General features: G+C 57.0%; 18 protein-coding genes and 1 tRNA gene. 3 read left to right on the forward strand and 16 right to left on the reverse strand.

Features of this window, described 5'->3' with window-relative positions; translation table 11 throughout:
* Positions 1-8: 8 nt before the first annotated feature.
* From ACA049_RS06860 to ACA049_RS06870, 3 genes are all read left to right on the forward strand, one after another.
* On the forward strand, positions 9-1,145 hold the full coding sequence (locus tag ACA049_RS06860) for a hypothetical protein (protein WP_497334137.1): 1,137 nt from the start codon (positions 9-11) through the stop codon (positions 1,143-1,145).
* 3 nt (positions 1,146-1,148) lie between these two features.
* Entirely contained in the window at positions 1,149-1,709 is a 561-nt protein-coding gene (locus tag ACA049_RS06865) for an SCO family protein (RefSeq protein ID WP_497334139.1), read from the forward strand.
* A 74-nt stretch (positions 1,710-1,783) separates the two neighbouring features.
* Entirely contained in the window at positions 1,784-2,119 is a 336-nt protein-coding gene (locus ACA049_RS06870; protein WP_497334141.1) for a hypothetical protein, read from the forward strand.
* 247 nt (positions 2,120-2,366) lie between these two features.
* On the opposite strand, the gene ACA049_RS06875 is transcribed toward ACA049_RS06870, so the two are convergent.
* The 16 genes from ACA049_RS06875 to atzF form a co-directional block, all read right to left on the reverse strand.
* Positions 2,367-3,818, reverse strand: coding sequence for a hypothetical protein (locus tag ACA049_RS06875; protein WP_497334143.1), 1,452 nt, complete (start codon positions 3,816-3,818; stop codon positions 2,367-2,369).
* A complete protein-coding gene (locus ACA049_RS06880) occupies positions 3,767-8,644 on the reverse strand; it encodes an NACHT domain-containing protein (RefSeq protein ID WP_497334145.1) in 4,878 nt (1,625 codons plus the stop codon). Before ACA049_RS06880 ends, ACA049_RS06875 begins: the two co-directional genes overlap by 52 nt.
* 384 nt (positions 8,645-9,028) lie before the next feature.
* Complete coding sequence (locus ACA049_RS06885; protein ID WP_497262384.1) at positions 9,029-9,235, reverse strand: ribbon-helix-helix domain-containing protein; 207 nt, start codon at positions 9,233-9,235, stop codon at positions 9,029-9,031.
* Positions 9,236-9,291: 56 nt separating this feature from the next.
* Positions 9,292-9,843, reverse strand: a complete 552-nt coding sequence (locus ACA049_RS06890) for a hypothetical protein (RefSeq protein ID WP_497262385.1) — start codon at positions 9,841-9,843, stop codon at positions 9,292-9,294.
* Position 9,844: 1 nt separating this feature from the next.
* Entirely contained in the window at positions 9,845-11,503 is a 1,659-nt protein-coding gene (locus ACA049_RS06895; RefSeq protein WP_497334147.1) for an AICE element replication initiation protein, read from the reverse strand.
* Positions 11,500-11,898 (reverse strand): CHC2 zinc finger domain-containing protein, encoded by a 399-nt coding sequence (locus ACA049_RS06900; RefSeq protein ID WP_497262387.1) that lies wholly within the window; start codon positions 11,896-11,898, stop codon positions 11,500-11,502. Before ACA049_RS06900 ends, ACA049_RS06895 begins: the two co-directional genes overlap by 4 nt.
* Entirely contained in the window at positions 11,889-12,029 is a 141-nt protein-coding gene (locus ACA049_RS06905) for a hypothetical protein (protein WP_169856181.1), read from the reverse strand. The genes ACA049_RS06900 and ACA049_RS06905 overlap by 10 nt, the downstream gene beginning before the upstream one ends.
* A gap of 3 nt (positions 12,030-12,032) precedes the next feature.
* A complete protein-coding gene (locus ACA049_RS06910) occupies positions 12,033-12,335 on the reverse strand; it encodes a hypothetical protein (protein WP_497334149.1) in 303 nt (100 codons plus the stop codon).
* A 90-nt stretch (positions 12,336-12,425) separates the two neighbouring features.
* Positions 12,426-13,142 (reverse strand): hypothetical protein, encoded by a 717-nt coding sequence (locus ACA049_RS06915; protein ID WP_497334151.1) that lies wholly within the window; start codon positions 13,140-13,142, stop codon positions 12,426-12,428.
* Positions 13,143-13,226: 84 nt separating this feature from the next.
* Entirely contained in the window at positions 13,227-14,513 is a 1,287-nt protein-coding gene (locus tag ACA049_RS06920; RefSeq protein ID WP_497336789.1) for a tyrosine-type recombinase/integrase, read from the reverse strand.
* A gap of 176 nt (positions 14,514-14,689) precedes the next feature.
* A tRNA-Gly gene (locus ACA049_RS06925) sits at positions 14,690-14,763 on the reverse strand.
* Positions 14,764-14,943: 180 nt separating this feature from the next.
* Entirely contained in the window at positions 14,944-15,828 is an 885-nt protein-coding gene (locus ACA049_RS06930; protein ID WP_109628374.1) for an alpha/beta fold hydrolase, read from the reverse strand.
* A gap of 313 nt (positions 15,829-16,141) precedes the next feature.
* A complete protein-coding gene (locus ACA049_RS06935) occupies positions 16,142-16,834 on the reverse strand; it encodes a pseudouridine synthase (RefSeq protein WP_497334153.1) in 693 nt (230 codons plus the stop codon).
* 56 nt (positions 16,835-16,890) lie between these two features.
* A complete protein-coding gene (locus tag ACA049_RS06940; protein WP_094468699.1) occupies positions 16,891-17,085 on the reverse strand; it encodes a cysteine-rich CWC family protein in 195 nt (64 codons plus the stop codon).
* Between the two features lie 6 nt (positions 17,086-17,091).
* Positions 17,092-18,579, reverse strand: coding sequence for a sensor domain-containing diguanylate cyclase (locus ACA049_RS06945; protein WP_497334155.1), 1,488 nt, complete (start codon positions 18,577-18,579; stop codon positions 17,092-17,094).
* Between the two features lie 217 nt (positions 18,580-18,796).
* A complete protein-coding gene (gene atzF, locus ACA049_RS06950) occupies positions 18,797-20,569 on the reverse strand; it encodes an allophanate hydrolase (protein WP_497334157.1) in 1,773 nt (590 codons plus the stop codon).
* Positions 20,570-20,590 lie beyond the last annotated feature (21 nt).

Here is a 20,590-nt window from a genome sequence, read left to right on the forward strand (position 1 = left end):
GGTACGCCATGTACAACTATCGCTTGGCTGTGTTGTTGATGGGATCGGTGTGGGCCGTTGAGTCGACGCTGGCCGATGATGGGCAGTACCCCAATGTCGGCATGGATTACGACGCGACGTTTCAATATGACCACGTTCATGGCGATTCGCCCCAGGGCGGCAACCGCAACACCGGGGACGCGTACCCGGACATCAACACCACGTTCTACTTTCGCTTAACCCATGATCAGCAGATACAGCTGTCCACCGAGATCAATCCCGTAGCCGGGCCTGAACCTGGGCAAAAGCGTTTCTTCGAAGACGTGGGGCTGGTGATCAATGACTTGAACTACTACCAGAACAACGCCAACTCGGCCTTTTCGGTCGGCAAATACCATGTGCCGTTCGGTCGGGCGCAGGACCAGGCGCCCGGCCTCTACACCAATGATTACGTCGCCACCTACGACCTCGACGGCATGCTCGGCGGCACAGTGGCGTACCGCTTTTTCGACCAGAAACTGGGGATGATTGAACCCAACCTCAGCGTGTATACCGCGGACAATTCGTTTCTCGGCCGGCCCTACCTGCGCCATGGCGAGAAGTTGCAGCGCAGCGATGGCGGGCCATCGAATACCGGCAAGCTCGACTCCTATGCGATGACGGTGAACTGGATAGCGATTCCGGCGGTGCCTTATCTGGAAATGCAGGCTGGCTATATGTTCAACAAACAGGCCGAGGATACGACGCAGCCCGATCCACCTGGCGAAGACGATGAAACCATCAAGATCGCCTCGGCCCGCTATATCTGGGCCTATGCGCCGAGTACCGATCTTGAGCCTACACTGGACGGGCGTTACTTCGATATCGTGCCCTTCATCGAATTTGCCGATGTCGAGAGCGAAGATGGCATCAAGGGCAATGACACCCGCTACCTGACTACTTCCCTGACCTTCGATTTCGGCGACTGGGCGCTGGGCGCGACGCGCACCGACAAGCATCGCGAATCGACCGGGGGCGCGGATCGGCAGGACTACCTCAACGAGTTGAGCCTGACCTACAACATCACTGGTCAGATCAAACTTGGCTTGTCCGCCGGCACCCAGAAAGAGGACGGCCAGATGTCCGAACTGGTGGGCTTGGCGCTGACCTATTCGGGAGGGTACTGAGCAATGAAGTGGCTAACGACGCTGTTTTTGATCGGATTGGCAGCCTGCACGACAGCGGCGCCCCGCACCGATATCGGCGGGCCATTCCAGCTGACCAATCAGAATGGCCAGCGCGTCACGGAGCGCAGTTTTGGCGAGCCCACGCTGCTGTATTTCGGCTTCATGACCTGCCCGGCCATTTGCCCCACTGACCTTGCGAAAATGGCCCGCATCAGTCGGCAATTACAACAACAGCAGGGTATTTCGGTACGACCGGTATTCGTCACCATCGACCCGGAACGGGACACACCAAAAAAGCTCAAGGAGTACGTGAAGTACTTCTCCGACAACTTCGTAGGTTTAACCGGCTCGGCGCAAGAGATCACCCGCATCACCGACGCCTATCACGTGTATTACAAAAAAGTGCCGACCGGCGATCAACCGGGGCAATACATGATGGATCATTCCACCCTCCTGTTTTTACTCGATGCCCAAGGCCGCTACCTCAAGCATTTCGGGCGTGGGCTGGATGAAAAGGAAATCGAGAAACAGATAGTCGCTGCACTGACTGATGCCTCGGCCTGACGTGCCTGTATCGGTCAGACGGATGGGGCGGCGTTTCTGTTATCAGGTTGTTAACCCATGCGCGGAAAAATGCCATGAACGAAACAAAGTCTCCTGTCAGCTTGAACGAAGACGTTTGTGTTCATATCTTTACCGCTTCTGCCGCCATGGTCGGCGTATGCATTACGGTGATCGGGATTTTTCAAGTGGTGACCACGTTGAGAAGTGAGGATTCGCTGGGGGATGACTTTCTTGCGATCAATGCCATTTTGTACTTGGTCACAACACTTTTATCGTACTGGGCGCTGCGTACCAGACAGTTGAACCGAAATCACTTGTTGGAAAAGTTAATCGACGGTCTTTTTCTGACTGCCCTGACCTGCACGACGGGCATTGCAGGCTTTATTACGTGGGCGATCACACTGAAGTAATTGTTAAAAACACTCCTGTGTTGCGCTCGCCTGTCAGGCTTTAACTCACGATTCAAAACCTACAAAAATTGCCGGCTTTTTTCGTGACAGGTAGTCCCTGTGCCGCAGTATTCCGCCTCTCCCACCGGCAGCTTAGGTTCGTTTTCTGCCCCTCGTGACAGGCAGAAATCGGCCAATAGCTGCCCTTCACAAGGGCTAATTTCGAACTGTTGCGGGCATTCAATACTGCTAGAAGGCTGAGATATTGCTACCTACCACAAGGCAAAGCCGCTCGCTCCTCCTCTGTCCAGCACCGCTCCAGAAATATACATGCTTGGCAGCAGGTCCGGCTGTCGATAGCTTGGATGAGGCACCGCCCTTCGCGACGATCCTGAACAATTTGGTGTGCACAGTGGTGGCGCTGAGTATCAACAAAAAACGCTGGAGGATTGACTGTGCGAGCACTGATTGCGGAGTGCATTGTGGCATCAGCTCCGCATTCGGCCCAGCTATGATATCGGCATTCTTGCACGCGGGGTTCTGCGAGGAGAAAGTGCGTCGCACTACCAGTGGCGACGAGCCATTCGTCCGCTTCTGGTAGTGCATCAACCGGCGCTTTCGACAAACGATCGTTACGGAAGCCCGGAAAGGCTGAAAGCTCAGCTAGGGTCAGTTCGCCACCAAGTTCCATAGCGCATGCTGCAACCAGCGTGGCGCCATGGGCACGAACTTCATCCAGATGCGGCGCAAGCGTCTCGATGTCATCATTATTCCGTCGATAGTCGAGTTCGACCGGAGTCTCGTTGTGGATCACTGTGAATAGAGCACCATCTTTGCGGGTAACGAATAGTGCTGGGTAGATCAGGATGCGCGGTCTGGGGGTGAACAGCTTACTGCCGGTTCGCTCATAGTGGACATGCACACCCTGAAAGGCGCCGGAGACTTCGCCCAGCTCCAAGTATCGCCTCAGTTGTGCCGGACGCAAAGGCACCGGTGCGTCCATGGTCAACGTCGAACGATGGAGAAGGTCGAAGATCTCCTCCGCCCGCTCCTTAAGCTGTGCGCGTGTGAAGGTCGCGATATCGTCTGGCCGAGCAGCGCCTAGGAAAGTTTCGACTGGCGTCTTAAACACCACCATCCACTCGCCACTGATGATGACGGCTCTGGGTAAGTTGTGGCTGTAACGCTCCTTGAGTGTTTGGACATAACCGCTGACTTGCCGCAGATAGCTGTCCCACTCTCCAATGATCGGCGAAGTATCCTCGGCCTTTCCTCCCCGTATATGTTGGATCGCAGCGACAAGTAGTGCGGCCTCACTATTGTGCTGACCGTCCCCTCGAGCCGAGATCGCAGGTTTGTCCCAAGCTTTGGCTTCTATCAGCAAGAGTGGTGTCCCACTGATGTCGGCGACACCTACATAGTCCATGAACCTCGTGGTGTTCGCTTGTAGGCGTGCCTCTTCAAGGACATTGCCCAATGCGCCAAGTCGCCACCCAAGGTGTGTAAGCAATTCATCCACGAATAGCAGACGCGTATCATGCTCGTGGGGACGGCGATTCGGGTCGAGCTCTGCGTAAGGGTCTCGCTGCGGTCTTGCTAGCTCCCGCTCTAACATAATGAGGAGGTCGCTGAGCCCCCGCTTAAAGAGGTTTTGTAGCGCAGCCCGATTCACTGGATAAATTCCGGCAGACGATAAAGCAAGCGCCGTGCCGCCGGCCATCCGGCGTCCATGAAGATTTCTAGGCAGTCAATTAGCTCTGCGCGCCTGGCTGAGTCCTCAAAGATTTCCTTGTGGTCAGCAAGGAAGACACCTACGAGTTTGACAAGTAGGTCCACGCCCAAGGTATCGTTTTGATAGCCTAATCGGGTACTCGATTGAAGAATGCTAATTGCTAAATCGAAGGTAGCACTCGCGTCTACATCGACTAAGCGCTCGACGAGCTGAAGCAGATAATATGTGGTGTGCGGTTGGGCATACTCGCCTATCCGCTTTAGGAGATCTGCGTTTTCTTGTAGAAACACCCGCAGACCTGAGCGGAAATCTGAGTCGTTGTCAGCCGACCGATTGCTGTTCTCGTCAGTCGCAAAAAACATCTGCATACCTGCCGTGTCGATCAGCTGCGCGCACTCCCGAACCTCTTCGCTTGCTGTCCCGTCCAAATCTGGAGCCATGACATACCTGGCGAGGCGGGTATTTGCAGCATTTACAATGTCAGAGACAAGCGTTTGAGAGCGCTGGCGGATGCTGACGTACTTGTCGGGGGTATCAGCGATCCCGGCAACAATGGCGTCGCGCAATGTGGCTAAGATTGTATTTGTTGCTTCGGAGTGCTTCCACGGCTCTCCTACCCATTGATCGATAACAGCCTTTGCCCCCGTCGAGTTATAGGTGACCCAAAGAATTGTGAGGTTATCTGCGATAGCTTTATGCAGACGCCGTTCTCGATCTGACCCCGATGTCTCCCGCTGTGACAGCATCAACAACAACTCTAGACTTCGATGCTGATCTGAATGTATCAAGCGAGAGACGACCCCACCAAGAAGATGCTCGATGACACTTAGATTAGGTTCGTTCGTAAGGTGTCCATTCAGAAGATGCCAGAATCGATCACGATCTAGGTCCCAAATTCGGACAAGACGGACCGATGCGCTCAGCCGGACGGCTGGGTGGGAATCCGAAAGCAGATCCTCCGCCTGCGCACCCAGTTGAGGGTAGAGATCTGCTCGTTGGGCAAAGAGATCCCAATAAGCTTGTGCTGCTTCAACCCGCGCTGCGGGGCTCCCCCAAGCAGCAGACTTTTCGAACTCGGCCTCCGTGTCAGCCTCAAGCTCAGGACTTTCGGATCTAGCAGCTATTTTCAACAGTGCTTTAAATTCTGCATCTTGTTCAAGCGTAGGAGGCACCTCCTTCGATACCAGCAACTGTCGCGATACGATGGCTTCGCAGCCTTGACCAATGATCCCCTCCGCATGCCGCTTAAGACCGACGTGTGCTACATCGTCATCTAGTAGGGTTTGTATGGATTTGAGCGCTGCGAGCGAGTCTTTAAGGGAGGCCACTGCGGCATCGTCAGACTTCGATTCAAGCCCAAGCAATCTCTCCGCGGCTTTGATCGCGTTTATGACAGGCGAGTTCTCAGGCGCATCTTTGTCTAGACCTTGCATCCAGAAAAAGTCCTCCGGAGTGCTCCAGCCGGAACGGATTGTGAATAGCCTGTCATTTGTTGCGGTCTGACCTTGGGCAGACGCGTCGCAGATTCGGCGAGCTTCGCCAGTGATCAAGTTTTCCCTGCCGAGCGCACCGAAAAGGCGCTCTAAGAAGGCCAGGCGAGCTTCGTCGTGATGTGTAAACTGCGAAAACTCGAAGTGAAGCACACTCTCTTCGAATGCCTGCCGTTCTTCCTTTGAACGTCGAACATAGCCTTTCGCAACGAGATCAATTGCGTCCTTTCGAGTATCGGGGAGAACGAGAAAGGGCTCTGTCACTGCTATGGGCCAGAGCAGGTCTACTAGGCCATCGGAGCGCTCGACAGCGCAGAGGAACATCCGAGACCAGAAGATCGCTAAAGAAGCCTCATCGATTAGGATGTCGATCAAAGCCACAGCCTCAGGCTCGGTTGCGGCTTTGAGGCGCTCACGCAACTTGGCCACGAGGCGCTCTGCATCACGGTCGTGAGTGCTGTCGGGATCATGCGCCCACACGTAGCTGCGGTCTTCTCGCAGATGGATTGATCTTCCTCCAGCCTGAAACTCTATGTTTAGGGCTTCGTCGGAGATTGCATGCTCACGTGCGACGTATCCTTCGATCGCATTGACGACAGCCCTAATTGCAGCTCTTGGATGCAGTTGTAGAAATTTTGGCAGGTACTCGCCCAGTGACCATCGTGCCATCCCGTAATCCTGCCGGGCATTGGAGGTAAGGTTGAGGATTTGGCTATGGTTGATCCTGGTCTGGTGATCGTCCGTCACTTCGTAATCAAATACCGTCCGGTAGACAACTGTGGCGACGAACTCTGGGTCGACTTCTCCGATTGCTGCAATCTTGTAACAGACCGTTGGTACCTCGGCATGCCCGAAACGGTCTAGTCGATCGCGGTCGAACAACTGGGCTATCAAGCCTCGAGACGCAGCGATGTCACTTCCGTAGGTGGCAATGACGAAATCAATGGCGCTTCTGACAATGAACCCCGGCTCGGGCTGGATAAGCCCGTACGTCAATAGTGCGCGTGCGGCTTGGCCAAGCATTGGTTTGAACACGTCATCTTCGGTTCTTCCAATAAGATTGTGGAGCAGAAAGCGAAGAGTATTAGCGACGTTGCTCGGCGCAGTCGCCAATCGATCGGCGAGACAAACCCATGGCCCCAGAACTACCTCTTTTTCGTCTTCCAGCCGCACAGCCAAAGCACCTGTGACATGTGACAGGGTCTCTAGAGCCCCCTTGTTACCCGCGATGGCTAGATTCCCGAGTTGAAGGCAATCATTGGCCGAAGTTGGAAACTCTGCGCCCAATCGGCCAGCAGTGCTGCGGATGATTGGGTCGGCATCTTTTTCATTGATGAGGTTGCCCAGAGCACCCCAAAAACGTTCGTGGTCAGGGTCAGACTCCCAAATTTCGCGAAGTACGAATCCAAGTGCTGGTGATAGCATCAGTCCCAGCGCGTCAATCTTACTGAATCGATAAGTCCTGTTACTTATAGCGCCTGGGTCCAGGTAGAGCCGCGCGGCTGCATAATCGAAGAGGAGATGATGTCGGAACTGTACCCACCGTTCATTATCAACGACCACGAGTACACCCTCTCTACAGAGGGTGTCGATCATGGCCGGGGCGTCAAATGCCACCTCAGATTTTGGTGCGCGAAGCGCCCGCGCCTTTACCATGAATTGCACCACGCGGCTGAGGCTACTCGTTGCTGGTGAACCGTGGCCTTCCACACGGTGCTCCCAATAAAGGCGTAATAAGTCGGCTTGGGAAGCGACTGCGTGTAGTTTCTTTACCGCGGTACCCGAGATCAATTCGCTCAGAAGTCGGGTATTGAACGGCACCATGGCCAAGTCACGCAGACGCGGCGGCGAGTTTGCAAGACACGTAGCCAAGGCAGGTGACTGTTGGAGGAGTTGCTCAAACTCCGCTTCTGACCACGAGGGCACCTGAATATGTGAAACGTTTGAGAAGGATGGATCTGCGAGCGACGTCTGCGGCGGTGTTCCTCTGAAAAGAGCACGTAGCTGTTGACCCATGCGCAGGTCGAAATTACGAATCGATGCCACAACGCTCCAGCGCCCCTTCCGCTCAAGAACTCGCTCGATAAGAGTTCGAAAGATGTTTTCGCCATGACCGCCGCGCGTTGCGTCCAATGCATCCACAATTAGATAGGCCTTCCCCGGTCCGTCCCAAGCTTCAAGGACATCAAGGATCGGATGCTTTAATCCGACTTCACGGGATAAGCCTTCGAGGCTTTCAATTGAGTAGCGATCAACGGCAAGTTGAAGGACATCTAAACCGTCCTCGTCCAACTTCTGCGCAAGAGCATTCAGAACACCGCTCTTGCCAGCTCCGGGCTCACCGATAATGAGCAAGGGACCGCTACGCACTGCCGCCTCAATCGCGGTTTGGCAGTCGCGACGCACGGACAATGATTCGCCGTTGCCTACGTCGATCTTTTCATAGCTGGCGAGCGCTTCTGCGATTTGCTTGGAGTGTCGCTTAAGCGCCTGGATATCACTGAGATACTCGGGAGGTGCGTTGAGTGCGATACCACGGCTGGCGAGTAGTTGTCGCCAAACGTGCAGGTCACCGCCGCCACGCTCCTTCATCAACTGGCCGCTTAAATCGGACAAGGACGCGAACGCTGCCGCGGCATCTACGTCTGGTCCAAAGACTTTGATAAGGGAGCCGCTCGCTAACGCGTACCCTTGGTCTCCGTCAAAGGTGAATATGTCTACAAGTTTCGCTAGCTCCAGCAGCAGATCATCGTTAAATGGACTTTTGGTGACGCTCGCCCAAGCACGCTCGACCAAGCTTGAGAACACTTGATAAGCGCGTTGCTGTGCCTGGTTGAGTGCGCCTCCGCCTGGCTGTGAAATGAGGCGTAGCGCGGCCGGTAAATCGTTTTTAATCTGGGCTGAGGCTTGAGGGCTTACAGCCAGCACCAATCGGTCTCGGAGCGGATCGAGGGGGCGATTCCACCCCATAGTGCCATCACCTTGCTGAGCGACGAGCCAATGGCGAACGAACTGCGAGATTGTCTTCCCCAACGGTGAGCTAGGGTCGTCACTAAGATTTGCAGTTGTCTTAGCCTGAACGGCGATGTAGCCGCCGACGCTGGTCTTGATCAGAAGATCGTCGACGGGTGCCTCTGTTTCGAAACGTACCCATTCAGGAGTAGCGGCTCCAAGGCGAAAGCTGTCGTCTAGCCTGTCGCCCGCGAGAATCCATGATGAGAAGAGCGCCCCGAGCTGTTGTTCGAAACGTATCCCGGCGCTGGTCGCAGCGCCACCACCACCTATTCGGTCACTGGGGGAGGGATTTTGCGGTGTGTGGGTCAAGGCACATTTCCGTTCTACGTCTGACAATCGGTTAGTGATAGCTGGGTTCACTCGCATTAGCAACCCGTCTAGTCACAGGCTGCCCACCGTGACCGGACTTGAATCTGCGTTACATTTCCCATTTTTGCACCCCCTCCTAACCACCATAATCACGCCAAAGCATTGCCTAATGCTTAACTCAGCGTCCGCTTCTGGTCGATTGCTGACTATCTCGATGGGAGGAAATCGACAAGTAACCGCCATCCAACGCACTTAAAGCCATGAGTTGTATGAGTGTTCTGCTTTATTTACGCGCGCACGCGCGCATGCGCGTACTGGTCTGAAAATCATCAAAATTCGCACGCTTTAGGACTGACGAAAATCCTCCAACTGTTTCAGATGCGTCTAGGGAACTACTGAAAAATGGTTCTGGGACCGAACCACGTCACGCTCCAGCTTCTCTTCGATAGCCAGACGCACGAACTCCGAACGGTTCCCCTTGGCAGGGTGCCCCCGACGAATTAGCTCGTCGATTAACTCCACAGTGCCGGCTTCCACGGACACAATCAGCCGCGTCTTGGGTGTTTCCTTGAATATCCTGTTTTTGCTCATGGTTGTTGTCCTGACGGATGCCGCTGTTTCATGTGGGCTCAGCAGTGTTTTAGCGATCAGTGATTCACAGGAGGAGCACGCCAGGCTGGATTGCTGCGGATCAGAGTTGCCGCTACCTCGGGCACTTGGTGTTGCTGTTCCACTAGGTCATGCCGGTCAAGAAAACCTTGTTTCATCAAGTAGTCCGGTGAAGCGTCCAGATGAGAGGCCACACGACACAGCCAGTCTTTGCCATCCAACACGGGCGTCTGCTGCTTTGCCAGCGTGCCGGCAAGGGCCATGGCGATTTCCTCGTCGGTCAGCGCTCGTTGGATACCTGGCAAGGGCACTACGGATAGCAGGAGAGCGCCCTGGCGACGCCGAGCATCCTGCTCGACCTCTGCCGAAGTCTGCTCGAGGAAGTGCTGTACGACAGCCCCGGACTCCAGAACCAGCAAGTGGAGCCAGGCCAATGGTGCGTGTTTAGTCTCGGTCAACAAATCCATGCGGTGCTCCTGCACATAGCGCCGCACGTCGTCCGTGATGAGTTTGATAGGGCTCAGGCGGAGCTTGCCGTTGATAGCCTCGACGCTTAGGCCACAGCCTTTGAGGTAGTCCAATGCGGACATACTAGAATTCCTCATAGTCGGTAGCGACGACCTGAGCACCTGCTTGTTCCACCTCATCGCGAAACAAGGACTGTTTCGAAGTCCTGAACGTCCTGATGTCCTCATCGCGACCATCAATTTGCAGGACATCAGGACTTGCAGGACTTGAAGAAGTCCCTTGTTCCTTCGGAACAATCTCCCACTGGACCGATCCGCCAATCTTTCCGAGACACCGGCATTCGACCCCCAGCTGGCGCAGAGCCGGTGCAGCACGACGCAGGGCATCGGCAAAACCCTTTGCCGACTTCGGCCACGCATCGCAGTACGTCGGGCGGAAATGTTCGATCTCGCCCATCAGAGCCTTTGCCGAGGCGCGACGACCATAGGGGTAACGTTCAAACCATTCCAGTACTGCCCCGGCAACCGGACTGGCGTCGATGGTGCGGGCGATGCTTTCCTGCCGGCTGGCGGTGAATTGCATCATAAATTCGGTGCCGGATTGGCCCACTGCTTTGGCGACGGCCATGCCGAGCAGCGCGAACTCCACAAGGCGAGGCTTATCGCCAGCGGGCAAACGCATAGACGGCAGCAGCGCGAGTGCCTTTGCCGCAATGTCGAGCAGCGCGCCCAGCAGCTGGCCGCGTTCGGCCTCATATGCCTGCCACAGACCGGTCACCTCGACTCGCTCACGCACAACGGGCATCTCGATACTGAGCGTGCGATCAATCAAGTCTTGTGCGGTAACGGCAGCCGAGATGCCGTTGATGCCAACAGGGCGCTTCACGTTGATGATGCTTTCGTCTGCGTCAGTGAACAGCTTGCGCTTGGCATAACCGCCGCCGGTCGCCACCGTACAGAGGGCGTCCTGAATCTGCGCAGACAGGTGACTAACATTTTCGTAGCAGACGATCCACGAGGCCCCGGCACCGACAAATACATCCTCGGCACTCTTCGGCGCAGTGCGCAAGTCGCAAGCATTGGGGTCGATCAGGCGACGCAGGGCGGTATGCGTGGTGCTCTTCGCGGTGCCCTGTTCACCCATCAGCTCGATCAACGGGAACGGAGTGTCCGGGCGCAAGCACTCGACCAACCAGGCCAGCACCAGCAAACGCTGGTTTTCGGGAATGTTGGCAATCTTCCAAAGCATGCTGATAGAGCCGCCTTTGATCGGCATCGGCAACGGTTGCATAGCCTCGGGGCGAGTGAACATCACTGCCGGCGAATCGCAGATGAACCAGCGATCAGGCTCGATGCAGATGATCCGGCTATCTCCTGGAATAGCCAGATCAAGGAAGTATTGACCGGACGACCCGGCGACCCGGATGTGAACTGGCAAGCACTGACCATCGAAGCGACCCAAGCCGGAAAGGGTGGACAGAGCCTCCCGCACGGATTGGTCGCGTGCCGACTTACCAGCGTCTTTGTAGAAGCTCGCCACAAGCCAGTCGCGGAACTGACGACCATCTACCCGACGCACTTCCCCTGTGCCGCGATCCTGCGCATAAACCTCCTTGTTCTCATCGTGGAACAGCTCGGCGCGGGTTTGGACATAGGCGACCAGCTGCGACGCCTGGCTCTGCCGTTCGTTTTCAGTTTCATCTTCGCCGCGGCCGTCATTCAAAGAGGTCGGCTGCAGGTCGATTTCAACCCATTGCTTAGCGAAAAGGTCCACCCCAGTCATGGCTTCACCTCCAAGCGTTCGAGGCGGGCGAGGGCCAAGTTGAAGCGGGCCTGATCTTTCGAATTCAGATTCTCACCTTTCGCGAGCTGAGCATTACCAATAGCGACGACGGTGCGCTCGTGGTTGATGGCTTCACGACTTGGGCTAGGCTTGCGTGGCTTACTGGCACGCGCCGGAAACAGATCGCGCAGCTCCAAGCCGGCAGCCTTAACGATCTGGGACGCATTGCAACCGGCCCAGCACTTGATGAGGACAGTGCCGTCCTGAGCTTCGCTGATACTCAGCGAGGGAGTCCGGTCGTGGTGCGCGGGGCAGCAGGCAATCCAGCGGCCGGCCTTCACAAGCTTCACTTTATCCAGAGTTGACAGCAGTTTTTCGATGGAAGTTACACCCACGGCAGCACCTCCAAAACCAGCAGCATCAGCAGCAGTTCGGCGTTGGGTGGCAACATGACCAACATGGCGAAGACTTTCTCCAGGCAAGCCGAACCCCGCGCGGCCAACTGGTCGCGTTGAAAGTAATTCATGGTTTAGTCCTTCAGGGGCGAGTGAATGCTGGACAAGCTGCTGGCGCTTTCCAGGTAGGTCACCGTCTCACGGGCGTTGAGCTTGGCCTGCAAGTAATCTTCGACTTCCTGGCGCACAAAGTAGATGCGGCTACGCCGGTCGATACCGTCCTTCAGGGGCTTGGGGAAATTAGGGTCACGCTGACGCAGCTTGTCTACGCCGGAGCGGGTACGGTGCAGCAAGGCCGCCAGTTCTGACATGGTGATCAGTACTGACGAGCCGGTAGCCACGATGTTGAAGTGCGGATTGGGATTGTGGTGATTCATATCGTTTGCTCTCGGGTTGATCCGTGAGGCGAACGATGCGCCAAGCAACTAGCCAGAAAGCTAGTAGGTAGGTACACCTATTTTTTCCACCTACCTATCAGCTGTTTCCTCGAGGAAATCACTCCAAGCGTCGGTAAATTTATTGGTTTTGTTGCTTTTAGTTTTATATGAGCCGTAGAAGAGATTTCCTGATTCAGTCAGACCTTGCTGCTCGAGCCAGGTCCAACATGCGTCACGCGCCCCCAGCTTCCCGCTCCGGGCGGAACGCAGATTCGCTGCGGTGAATTCGCGTTGCTCCTCGAACCAGCGACGAATTTGTTCAAGGCGCTGCTCCGGCTTTGTCTGGGGTTTGCTACTTAGAGTGGAGGGTTTTATTTGATGGGCTTCAATGTTTCCAAGGAGTTTCTGTTGTGCCTTTGAAGAGACTACTTGTTCAAATGCCTTTCCGCTGAGCGGGAAGTCCCGTCCCGCTGCAATCGAAAATTCCACGCATTGCTCCACTTCACCGACAGTACACGCGAAACTGAGGACCGGTGCCTCAAGGTCGCCGGATGGATGGGCGCACAGGATCGCCGCTTCCTCTGGAGTTAGGTCGGCGGTTTGCTCATGGTCGAGATTCACATATAGCCCGTTGCGGCCGATTCGAAGCCAGCCGCCAAAATTTTCTAGGTCCACTTTGCCTCCTTCGGTTGGCATCGCCATCCGGATGAAGTCCTCTCGTCCCAAGACAATGGACTTATCGACAGCATCGAAGTCCACGAATGTCTCACCGAGACCCATGAGGTCCAGGAATTCTTCTTCGTCCACAAAGCCTCCGTAGGTGAACTGTTGCAAAGGTTGGCTAGCCAGTGTGCAGGTAATCTTTTTCATCCGGCTTGGCAGGTAATTTGATCAAGCGAGCTTGAGCGTTACGACGTTGACTCCAGAGCTATTCACCAAGCGATCAAACTCGGCACGTTGTGCTGCAGTCATGCCCGTTTCGAGTGCTTCGAGATAGTTTGCGTACCACTGAAGCATCGAGCGACGTTGCTCCAGGTAAGCTGCCTGGTTGTAGACGCCTGCCATGCCTTGCTCTTTGTGCGCCAATTGGGCCTCAACAAAGTCTTTTTCCCAGCCATGTTCGCGCAGGAGTGTGCTAGCCGTATGCCGACTGCCATGACCTACGAGACGGCCTTTGTAGCCGACCTTGTTGAGCGTCAGGTTGATGGTGTTCTCGCTGATAACAGGCTTCTTGGCGCCGATACCAGGGAACAAATAACGTCCGCGACCTGTCATTCGGTGCAATTCGCGCAGCGCATCCAGTGCCTGTCGGCTTAGCGGGGTGACATGGTCCCGGCGTGCCTTCATTTTTTCAGCAGGAATGCTCCACAGGGCTCGCTCAAAGTCGACTTCGCTCCATTCGGCGTAACGCACCACACCTGGTCGACTTGCGGTCCACACGACAAGCCAGGTAGCCACTCGGGCGGGCGTTCGACTCGTGCTATGGCGCAGAGCTCGCAGGAAGGTGGGAAGTTCAGGCTCAAGCAGGTGAGGGTATTGTTTGGCTTTCGGCGTTGGAGCGGCGATAGCACCTAACTCGCTTGCAGGGTTGTGTTCGCACAGGCCGCGCGCGATCGCCTGGCTGAATATCTGGCGCAGAGCCACGCGGATCTTGTCGCGTGTATTCAGTGCGCCCCTGGCCTCGATGCTTTCTTGAAGATTGGCGCAGTCGCGCCGGGTGATATCGGTCAACAATTTGCTGCCGAGGGCAGGCAGAACATCGTTGTCTAAGTATCCGCGCATCAGACGCAAGGTGCTGGCCGCTCGACCGTCCTGAGCTTTGCGCTGATACCAGTATTCGGCGGCAGCACCAAAGGTGTCGGCACAGGCTGTTTCTTTTGCGACCCGTTGGGCGGCTTTATGCTGTACCGGATCAGTGCCGCTGGCGACCAGGCGTTTAGCTTCTCGTGCCTTTTCGCGCGCCATGGCACCTGAGAGATCGGGATAACCGCCAAGACCGTGCCAGCTCCACTTACCGTCCGGTTTCTTGTAGCGAAGCTCCCACGACTTGGTGCCGTTTGGTTTCACGCGAAAGTACAAGCCGTCCCCGTCCTTTTCCCTGTAGGCAGTCGCTTCTGGCTCCAAGCCGGACAGGGCTGTGTCGGATAGAGGGCGGCGCTTGATATCTTTCCGCTTCATTTTTTGTATGCCTAAGTTCGTCTTTTGCATGAGCATACAAGCAGGCATACATAATGCCAAGGCATACATAGGGGTATAGGGGTATACGCAGGCATAAAAAAACCGGCTCAATAGGCCGGTTTCTTTGGGGTTTCGGTGTTTTCAGGATTACTCGGGAGTACCTAAAAACAGAATGTTGGAGCGGGTGAAGGGAATCGAACCCTCGTTATCAGCTTGGGAAGCTGGAGTAATGCCATTATACGACACCCGCTCAGAGCGGCTGACTTTGTACCAGATGTGCGCATGGAAATGAAGTTTTTCTTTGCGCGCAATGCGTTTAGCGCAGGTGACACAAGACATCAGACCGTGTGACGGTCGTTCGCGGGCAAGCCTCGCTCCTACAAATTTGCGTTAGCGGTGTAGGGCGAAGCTCGCTCGCGATGACTCCGTTTCAGATGGCCAATGCATGTTGGTCCTGGACGTAGTGGTAACGCGGTCGGCTGGCGTGTTGCGCCGGTTTCAGGAAGCCCAGCAGTGCGTCGCGGCTGTCTCGGCAGGCGGCTTTGTGCTCCATGTCGAGAAAGTGGCCGGTGGCCTGAAGGGTGCTGAAGGTGGCGTTTTGCACGTGGTTGGCGAACAACCGGGCGCCATCGGCGGCGGTGTATTCGTCCCATTCGCCGTTCATGAACAGCACCGGCACGTTGATTTTCTCGGCAGCCTTGAGGAAGCACTGGCGATCGCTGTGCAGCAGGTCGCTGATGTGGAAGTGCATCTGCCCGTACTCATGCTCGGCAAGCGAGCTGACATGGCGATAGTTGAAACGCTTGAACAGTGTCGGCAGGTGTTTGCCGATGGTGCTGTTCACCAGGTTGCCGACCCGGTCGCCGTCCCGGCTGCCGAGGTAGTCGATGCCGCGCTCGAGGTAGTCGAGCATGTGCGCGTTGATCTCCGGGGAGAACGAGCTGATCACGGCTTTTTCGATGCGCCGTGGCTGTTGGGCCAAGGCGACCAGGGTCGCGGCGCCACCCCAGGAAAACGACAGCACGTGTTCGGCGGCGAAGTGGTCGATCAGCTCCAGGAGGATCTGTCCTTCGACTTCCTTGGTCAGCAATTTCTCATGCAGGTTGTGGGCTTTTGACTTGCCCGCGTAGGGCTGGTCGTAGCAGACCACATTGAACTGCGGGTGAAGGTTTTTGACGGTTTGTGCAAACGACGCAGTCGTGGCCATCGAGCCGTTGACCAGGATGATGGTCTTCTCTGCGGCGTCTGCGCGATAGAACTCCGTGTAAACCCGATACTGACCCTGTATATCCAGCACAGCGATTTCTGGCCTCATGTCATAAGACTCCAAGCAAGCGGGTATGCGCGCAAATGAGATTGCACGAGCTTTGTGACAGGTAGGCATACGCCTTGAATTTGGAGGCCCATGTCGATCCAATGCAGTCCGGTCGACGGGTATTGTTATTGGCGGGCAGTCTGCCGGTCTGAGGCGGAACCTGAGGGTTCTCTAACCGGCAAAAAGTTTCTTAGAAGTATGTTGTGACTCGTCGGTCACATTTCGGCCGACGTCCTGATTCAAGCAGGGGTCACGTCTTCGCGCAAGTGTCATTCGTAAATTGTTCGACAACTTCTGCTGAGCGGTAGGCTGCTTAGATCAAATGGATCTCTTCGGTGCGCAATGCGCGGTACTCGCCCGGTTTTAGCGCGTTATCGAGGACCAGCGGGCCCATGCTTTCGCGGTGCAGGCGCAGCACCTTGTTGTCGAAGTGGCCGAACATCCGCTTCACCTGGTGATAACGGCCCTCGACGATGCTCAGCCGCGCCGACTTCGGCCCGAGCACGACCAGCCCGGCCGGTTGCGTAGTGAGGTCTTCGAACGCGAAGTACAGGCCTTCGGTGAATTTCAGTGCGTATTCCGGGCCAATTTCCTGCTCGGTCTCGACGTAATAGACCTTGGGCAGTTTGGTCTGCGGTTGGGTCAGGCGCCGCGACCAGCTGCCGTCATTGGTGATCAGCATCAGGCCGGTGGTGTTGAAATCCAGGCGCCCGGCGATGTGCAGGTCATCACTGTCCGGCTCATGGATCAGGTCGAGTACGGTCGGGTGCTGCGGGTCGCGGGTGGCGCTGACGTAGCCGGGCGGCTTGTGCAGCATGAAGTAGCGTGCAGGTTTGCCGACTTGCAGGACTTCCTCATCGACCTCGACGCGACTGAACTCAAGCACCTCGGCATGTGGGTCGCTGACGATTTTTCCGTCAACCCGAACGCGCTTTTCCACCAGCAACAGGCGCACCTGCTTACGGTTGAAGCGCGGCAGGTTGCTGAGGAAACGGTCAACGCGCATGGCTGGGAATCAGTCGGAAAGGGCCGCGTATCTTACGTGATCGGCCGGGCGGTTGCTTACAACTGCGCCTCGACCTCGGCACAACGCGGGCACAAGCAGGATTTGTCACGCAGTTCGGCTGGCAGCGCTTCAAGCACCGCCGGGTCGATACTGACGCCAAAGCACCAGCACGCCTGATCGACGGTGCGCGGGTCGGCCAGGGTGCAGGCGTTGGAGGCGCCGCAGGCGGGGCATTGGTCAGGTTTGTTCATGCAGGACTATTCATAACTGGAGTGAGGCATTTCCACGCAGGTTCGGTTACGGCCGGCCTGTTTGGCCCGGTACATCGCATGATCGGCCCGAGACAGCAGGGTGTGCAAGGTTTCATCGACCTGCAAGGTGGTGAGGCCGATGCTGACTGTCAGCTGCAGCTCCTTGCTGTCGTAGGCATAACGCTGTTGTTCGACATGTTGACGAATTTTCTCGGCGATCATCAGACCGGTCTCACCGTCAGTGTCCTTGAGCAGCACGATGAACTCTTCGCCCCCCCAGCGGCAGACGATGTCGGAATGCCGCAGGCAACTCTCCAGGTCTCGGGCAAAGCCGATCAGCACCTGATCGCCGGCCAGGTGACCGTAGGTGTCGTTCAAGGCCTTGAAGTGATCCAGGTCCAGCAACAGCGCGGTCAGCGGTTTGGGCTCGCGCTCGGCTTCGTGCATGGCTTGCGCCGCCAACAGGTCGAAGCCCCGACGATTTGGCAGTTCGGTCAGGCTGTCGAGCGTCGCCTGCGCCTGGATCTTGCCCTGGTAGCGCTTGATCACGCGATTGAGCAAAACCAGCACGATCAGCGTGACGAACAGGCAGATCAGCAGATTGAGGTACAGCGACTGGCGGATGTCACTGAGGGCGCCGTCTTCGCGTTTGTCGACGAACAGGTACCAGTTCAGCTCCGGAATGAACCGCACGTTGAGGAAATGGCCCTGGCCGTGGACGGAATATTCGTAGCTGCCGCTGTGGGGTTTTGGCAGCTGGCTGACCAGGCCTTTCATGCTGTCGAGCTCGCCGAGTTTCTGGCCGATGTGCGCGCCTTGCGGGCCACCCTCGGCGCCGGTGAGCACCAGCCGTCCGAAGTTGTCGACGAAGTACACGCTGCGCTGGTAACGCTGCTGGTATTTGTCGATCAGCTTGATCACCGCATCGACCGTCAGACCGACGCCCGCCGCGCCGATGAAACGGTTGTTGTAGTCGTAGACCTTGTAGTTGATGAAGAAGGTCTGGTTGTCCTTGTTGGCCAGGTCCGGGTCGACGTTGATCTCGTAGGGATCGGCCATGTCGCGGACGCGGAAATACCAGGCATCGCGGGGTTCAGTGGACTTGACCTGTTTGAGCACGCCCTTGGCGTGGTAGTAGGTGAGGCTGGTGTTGGAGACGAAAAAAGCGGTGTAGGCGCCGTAGTGGGTCATGACCTCGTTGAGGTAACGGGTCATTTTCTCGGGGTCTTGCTCGCCGTTTACCACCCAGTCACGCATGAAGGTGTCGCGGGACATCATCGAGGAAATCAGGATCGGTCTGACGAGGTCTTTCTGGATTTCCGAGTAGACCGTGTCCGATGTCAGCGGCAGTTCGGTGTTGACGATGCTGTCGCGGATGGACGCTCGCGAGGCGTAGTAACTGAGGAACGAAGTCGCCAGAAAGCCCGCGCCCAGCAACGCGATGAGCGTGAGGACCAACGAACGTTGCGAATACAGCGGCGAGTGAAGCGGCATGACGATTCCGTTGGCAGTGACCGGATGGCAGGCATTCTAAAGGCACTACGGGGAAATGACTCCTGCATTTGCAGGGTGAATCGGCACAGATCAGGGGCTGTGGCGTCTGGGCCGACGCCTTCGCGGGCAAGCCTCGCTCCTACAGGTATTGCGTTCCGCGCAATCGCGCGAACAACACTAAACCTGTAGGAGCGAGGCTTGCCCGCGAATCGAGAGATCACTGCAGGGTTTTCAGATACGCACGCCATCCACCCAAATGGCTGATATTGGCGGCTCCCTCCAACCCGTACCCCTCACAAATAAACCCACTCTCCCAGCGCCCATCCGCCAGTTGCACCTTGCCCAGCCCCAGTGGCGCCGGGATCCCGGTCAGGAACGAGCCCAACTCACTGCTCGGCAACTCCCACACCTCCACCGCAATCGCCACGCCGCCGTCCTTCACCCGCACCATCCCCGGACGAAACGGCGGCCCACCGGCCAACGCATACAGCTGATAATCCGGCGAACTGAACGTCGTCTCGACCAGCCGAGCCCCACGCTTCTTCAGTTGCCAGTTCAGAGCCAACCCATCCAGATGCGCGCCACACACCACCAGCCGCGCGCGATCATTACGAGCGACAGTCGTCGGTGCAGGCTCGGCCGAACGGCGCTGCAGAGCATCCGCCACCGCCAACAGATACTGGTCGGTAAACGCCCGGCCAAACACCGTCACACCCCACGGCAAACCATTGCCCATAAAACCGCTCGGCACGGCGACGGCCGCGTAATCGAGCAGGTTCATGAAGTTGGTGTAGTAACCCAGTTCCGAATTGCGCAACACCGGTTCGGCGTCCAGTTCCGCCAGCGTAACGGGGCGGCCAATGGTGGGCGTGACGACACAATCAAGATTTTCCAGCGCCTGATCGCACAGCGCTTTCAGGGCTTGCAGCCGATACTGGGCACGGAACGTCTGCACGCCGCTCACCGCCGGTGCCTTGGCCAGCACCGCGCGAATCACCGGCAACACCGCTTCAGGATTCTGCTCCATCAACTCGCCGGCGACGCTGTAACGCTCGGCCACCCACGGGCCCTCATAGAGCAAACGCGCCGCCTCGAGGAACGGCGACAGGTCCAGTTCCACCGCTTCTCCCCCCAAGGCCTTGAGCCGATCGATGGCGTCACCGAACAACAATGGCCCTTCAGGGCAGCCGAAGAATTCCAGGTCCTGCGCACGCGGCACACCGAAGCGGAAGGGGCGCGGCATGCCAAACGACGAGCCGTCATTCCACAGCGGGTTGCGGCGGCTGTATTCATCTCGCGGGTCGAGGTGCGCGGTGAGCGCCAGCAACTGACTGGCCTCCCGAGCGGTCGCGGTGAACGTCGTCACGCAATCGAGCGTGCGGCAGGCCGGCACCACACCCGCCGTGGAGATCAGCCCTTTGGTGGCTTTCAATCCGACCAGATTGTTCAGCGCCGCTGGCACGCGTCCCGACCCCGCCGTGTCCGTGCCCAATGAAAAACTCGCCACGCCCAGCGCCACCGCCAGCGAAGATCCTGCGCTGGACCCGCCCGACGGATACTCCGGCAACACGCTGTTCGGGCACGCGCCATACGGCGAACGGCTGCCATTCAGCCCGGTGGCGAACTGATCAAGGTTGGTCTTGCCCAGCGGAATCGCGCCCAGCGCCAGCAACTGCTCGACGATGGTTGCCGAACGTTCCGGAACATATGCAAACGCCGGGCACGCCGCCGTGGTGGGAATGCCCGCCAGGTCGATGTTGTCCTTGATCGCGAACGGCACGCCATACAGCGGCAGGCTCTCGAGGTCGCGACCGTCGAGCGCGGCGAGGTACGGTTCCAGTTCTTCAACACTGAGCAAGTGGATGAACAGGTGATAGTCCGGATTCAGCGCCGCGGCTTTGTCGCGCAGGCTCAGCAGCAATTGACGGGGCGTGATGTTGCCGACGCGATAAGCGCTGCGCAGGGCGTCGAGTTGCAGATTGATATTCATGGCGTCATTCCTTTTCAAAAT

Source organism: Pseudomonas sp. LBUM1662 (assembly GCF_059695915.1).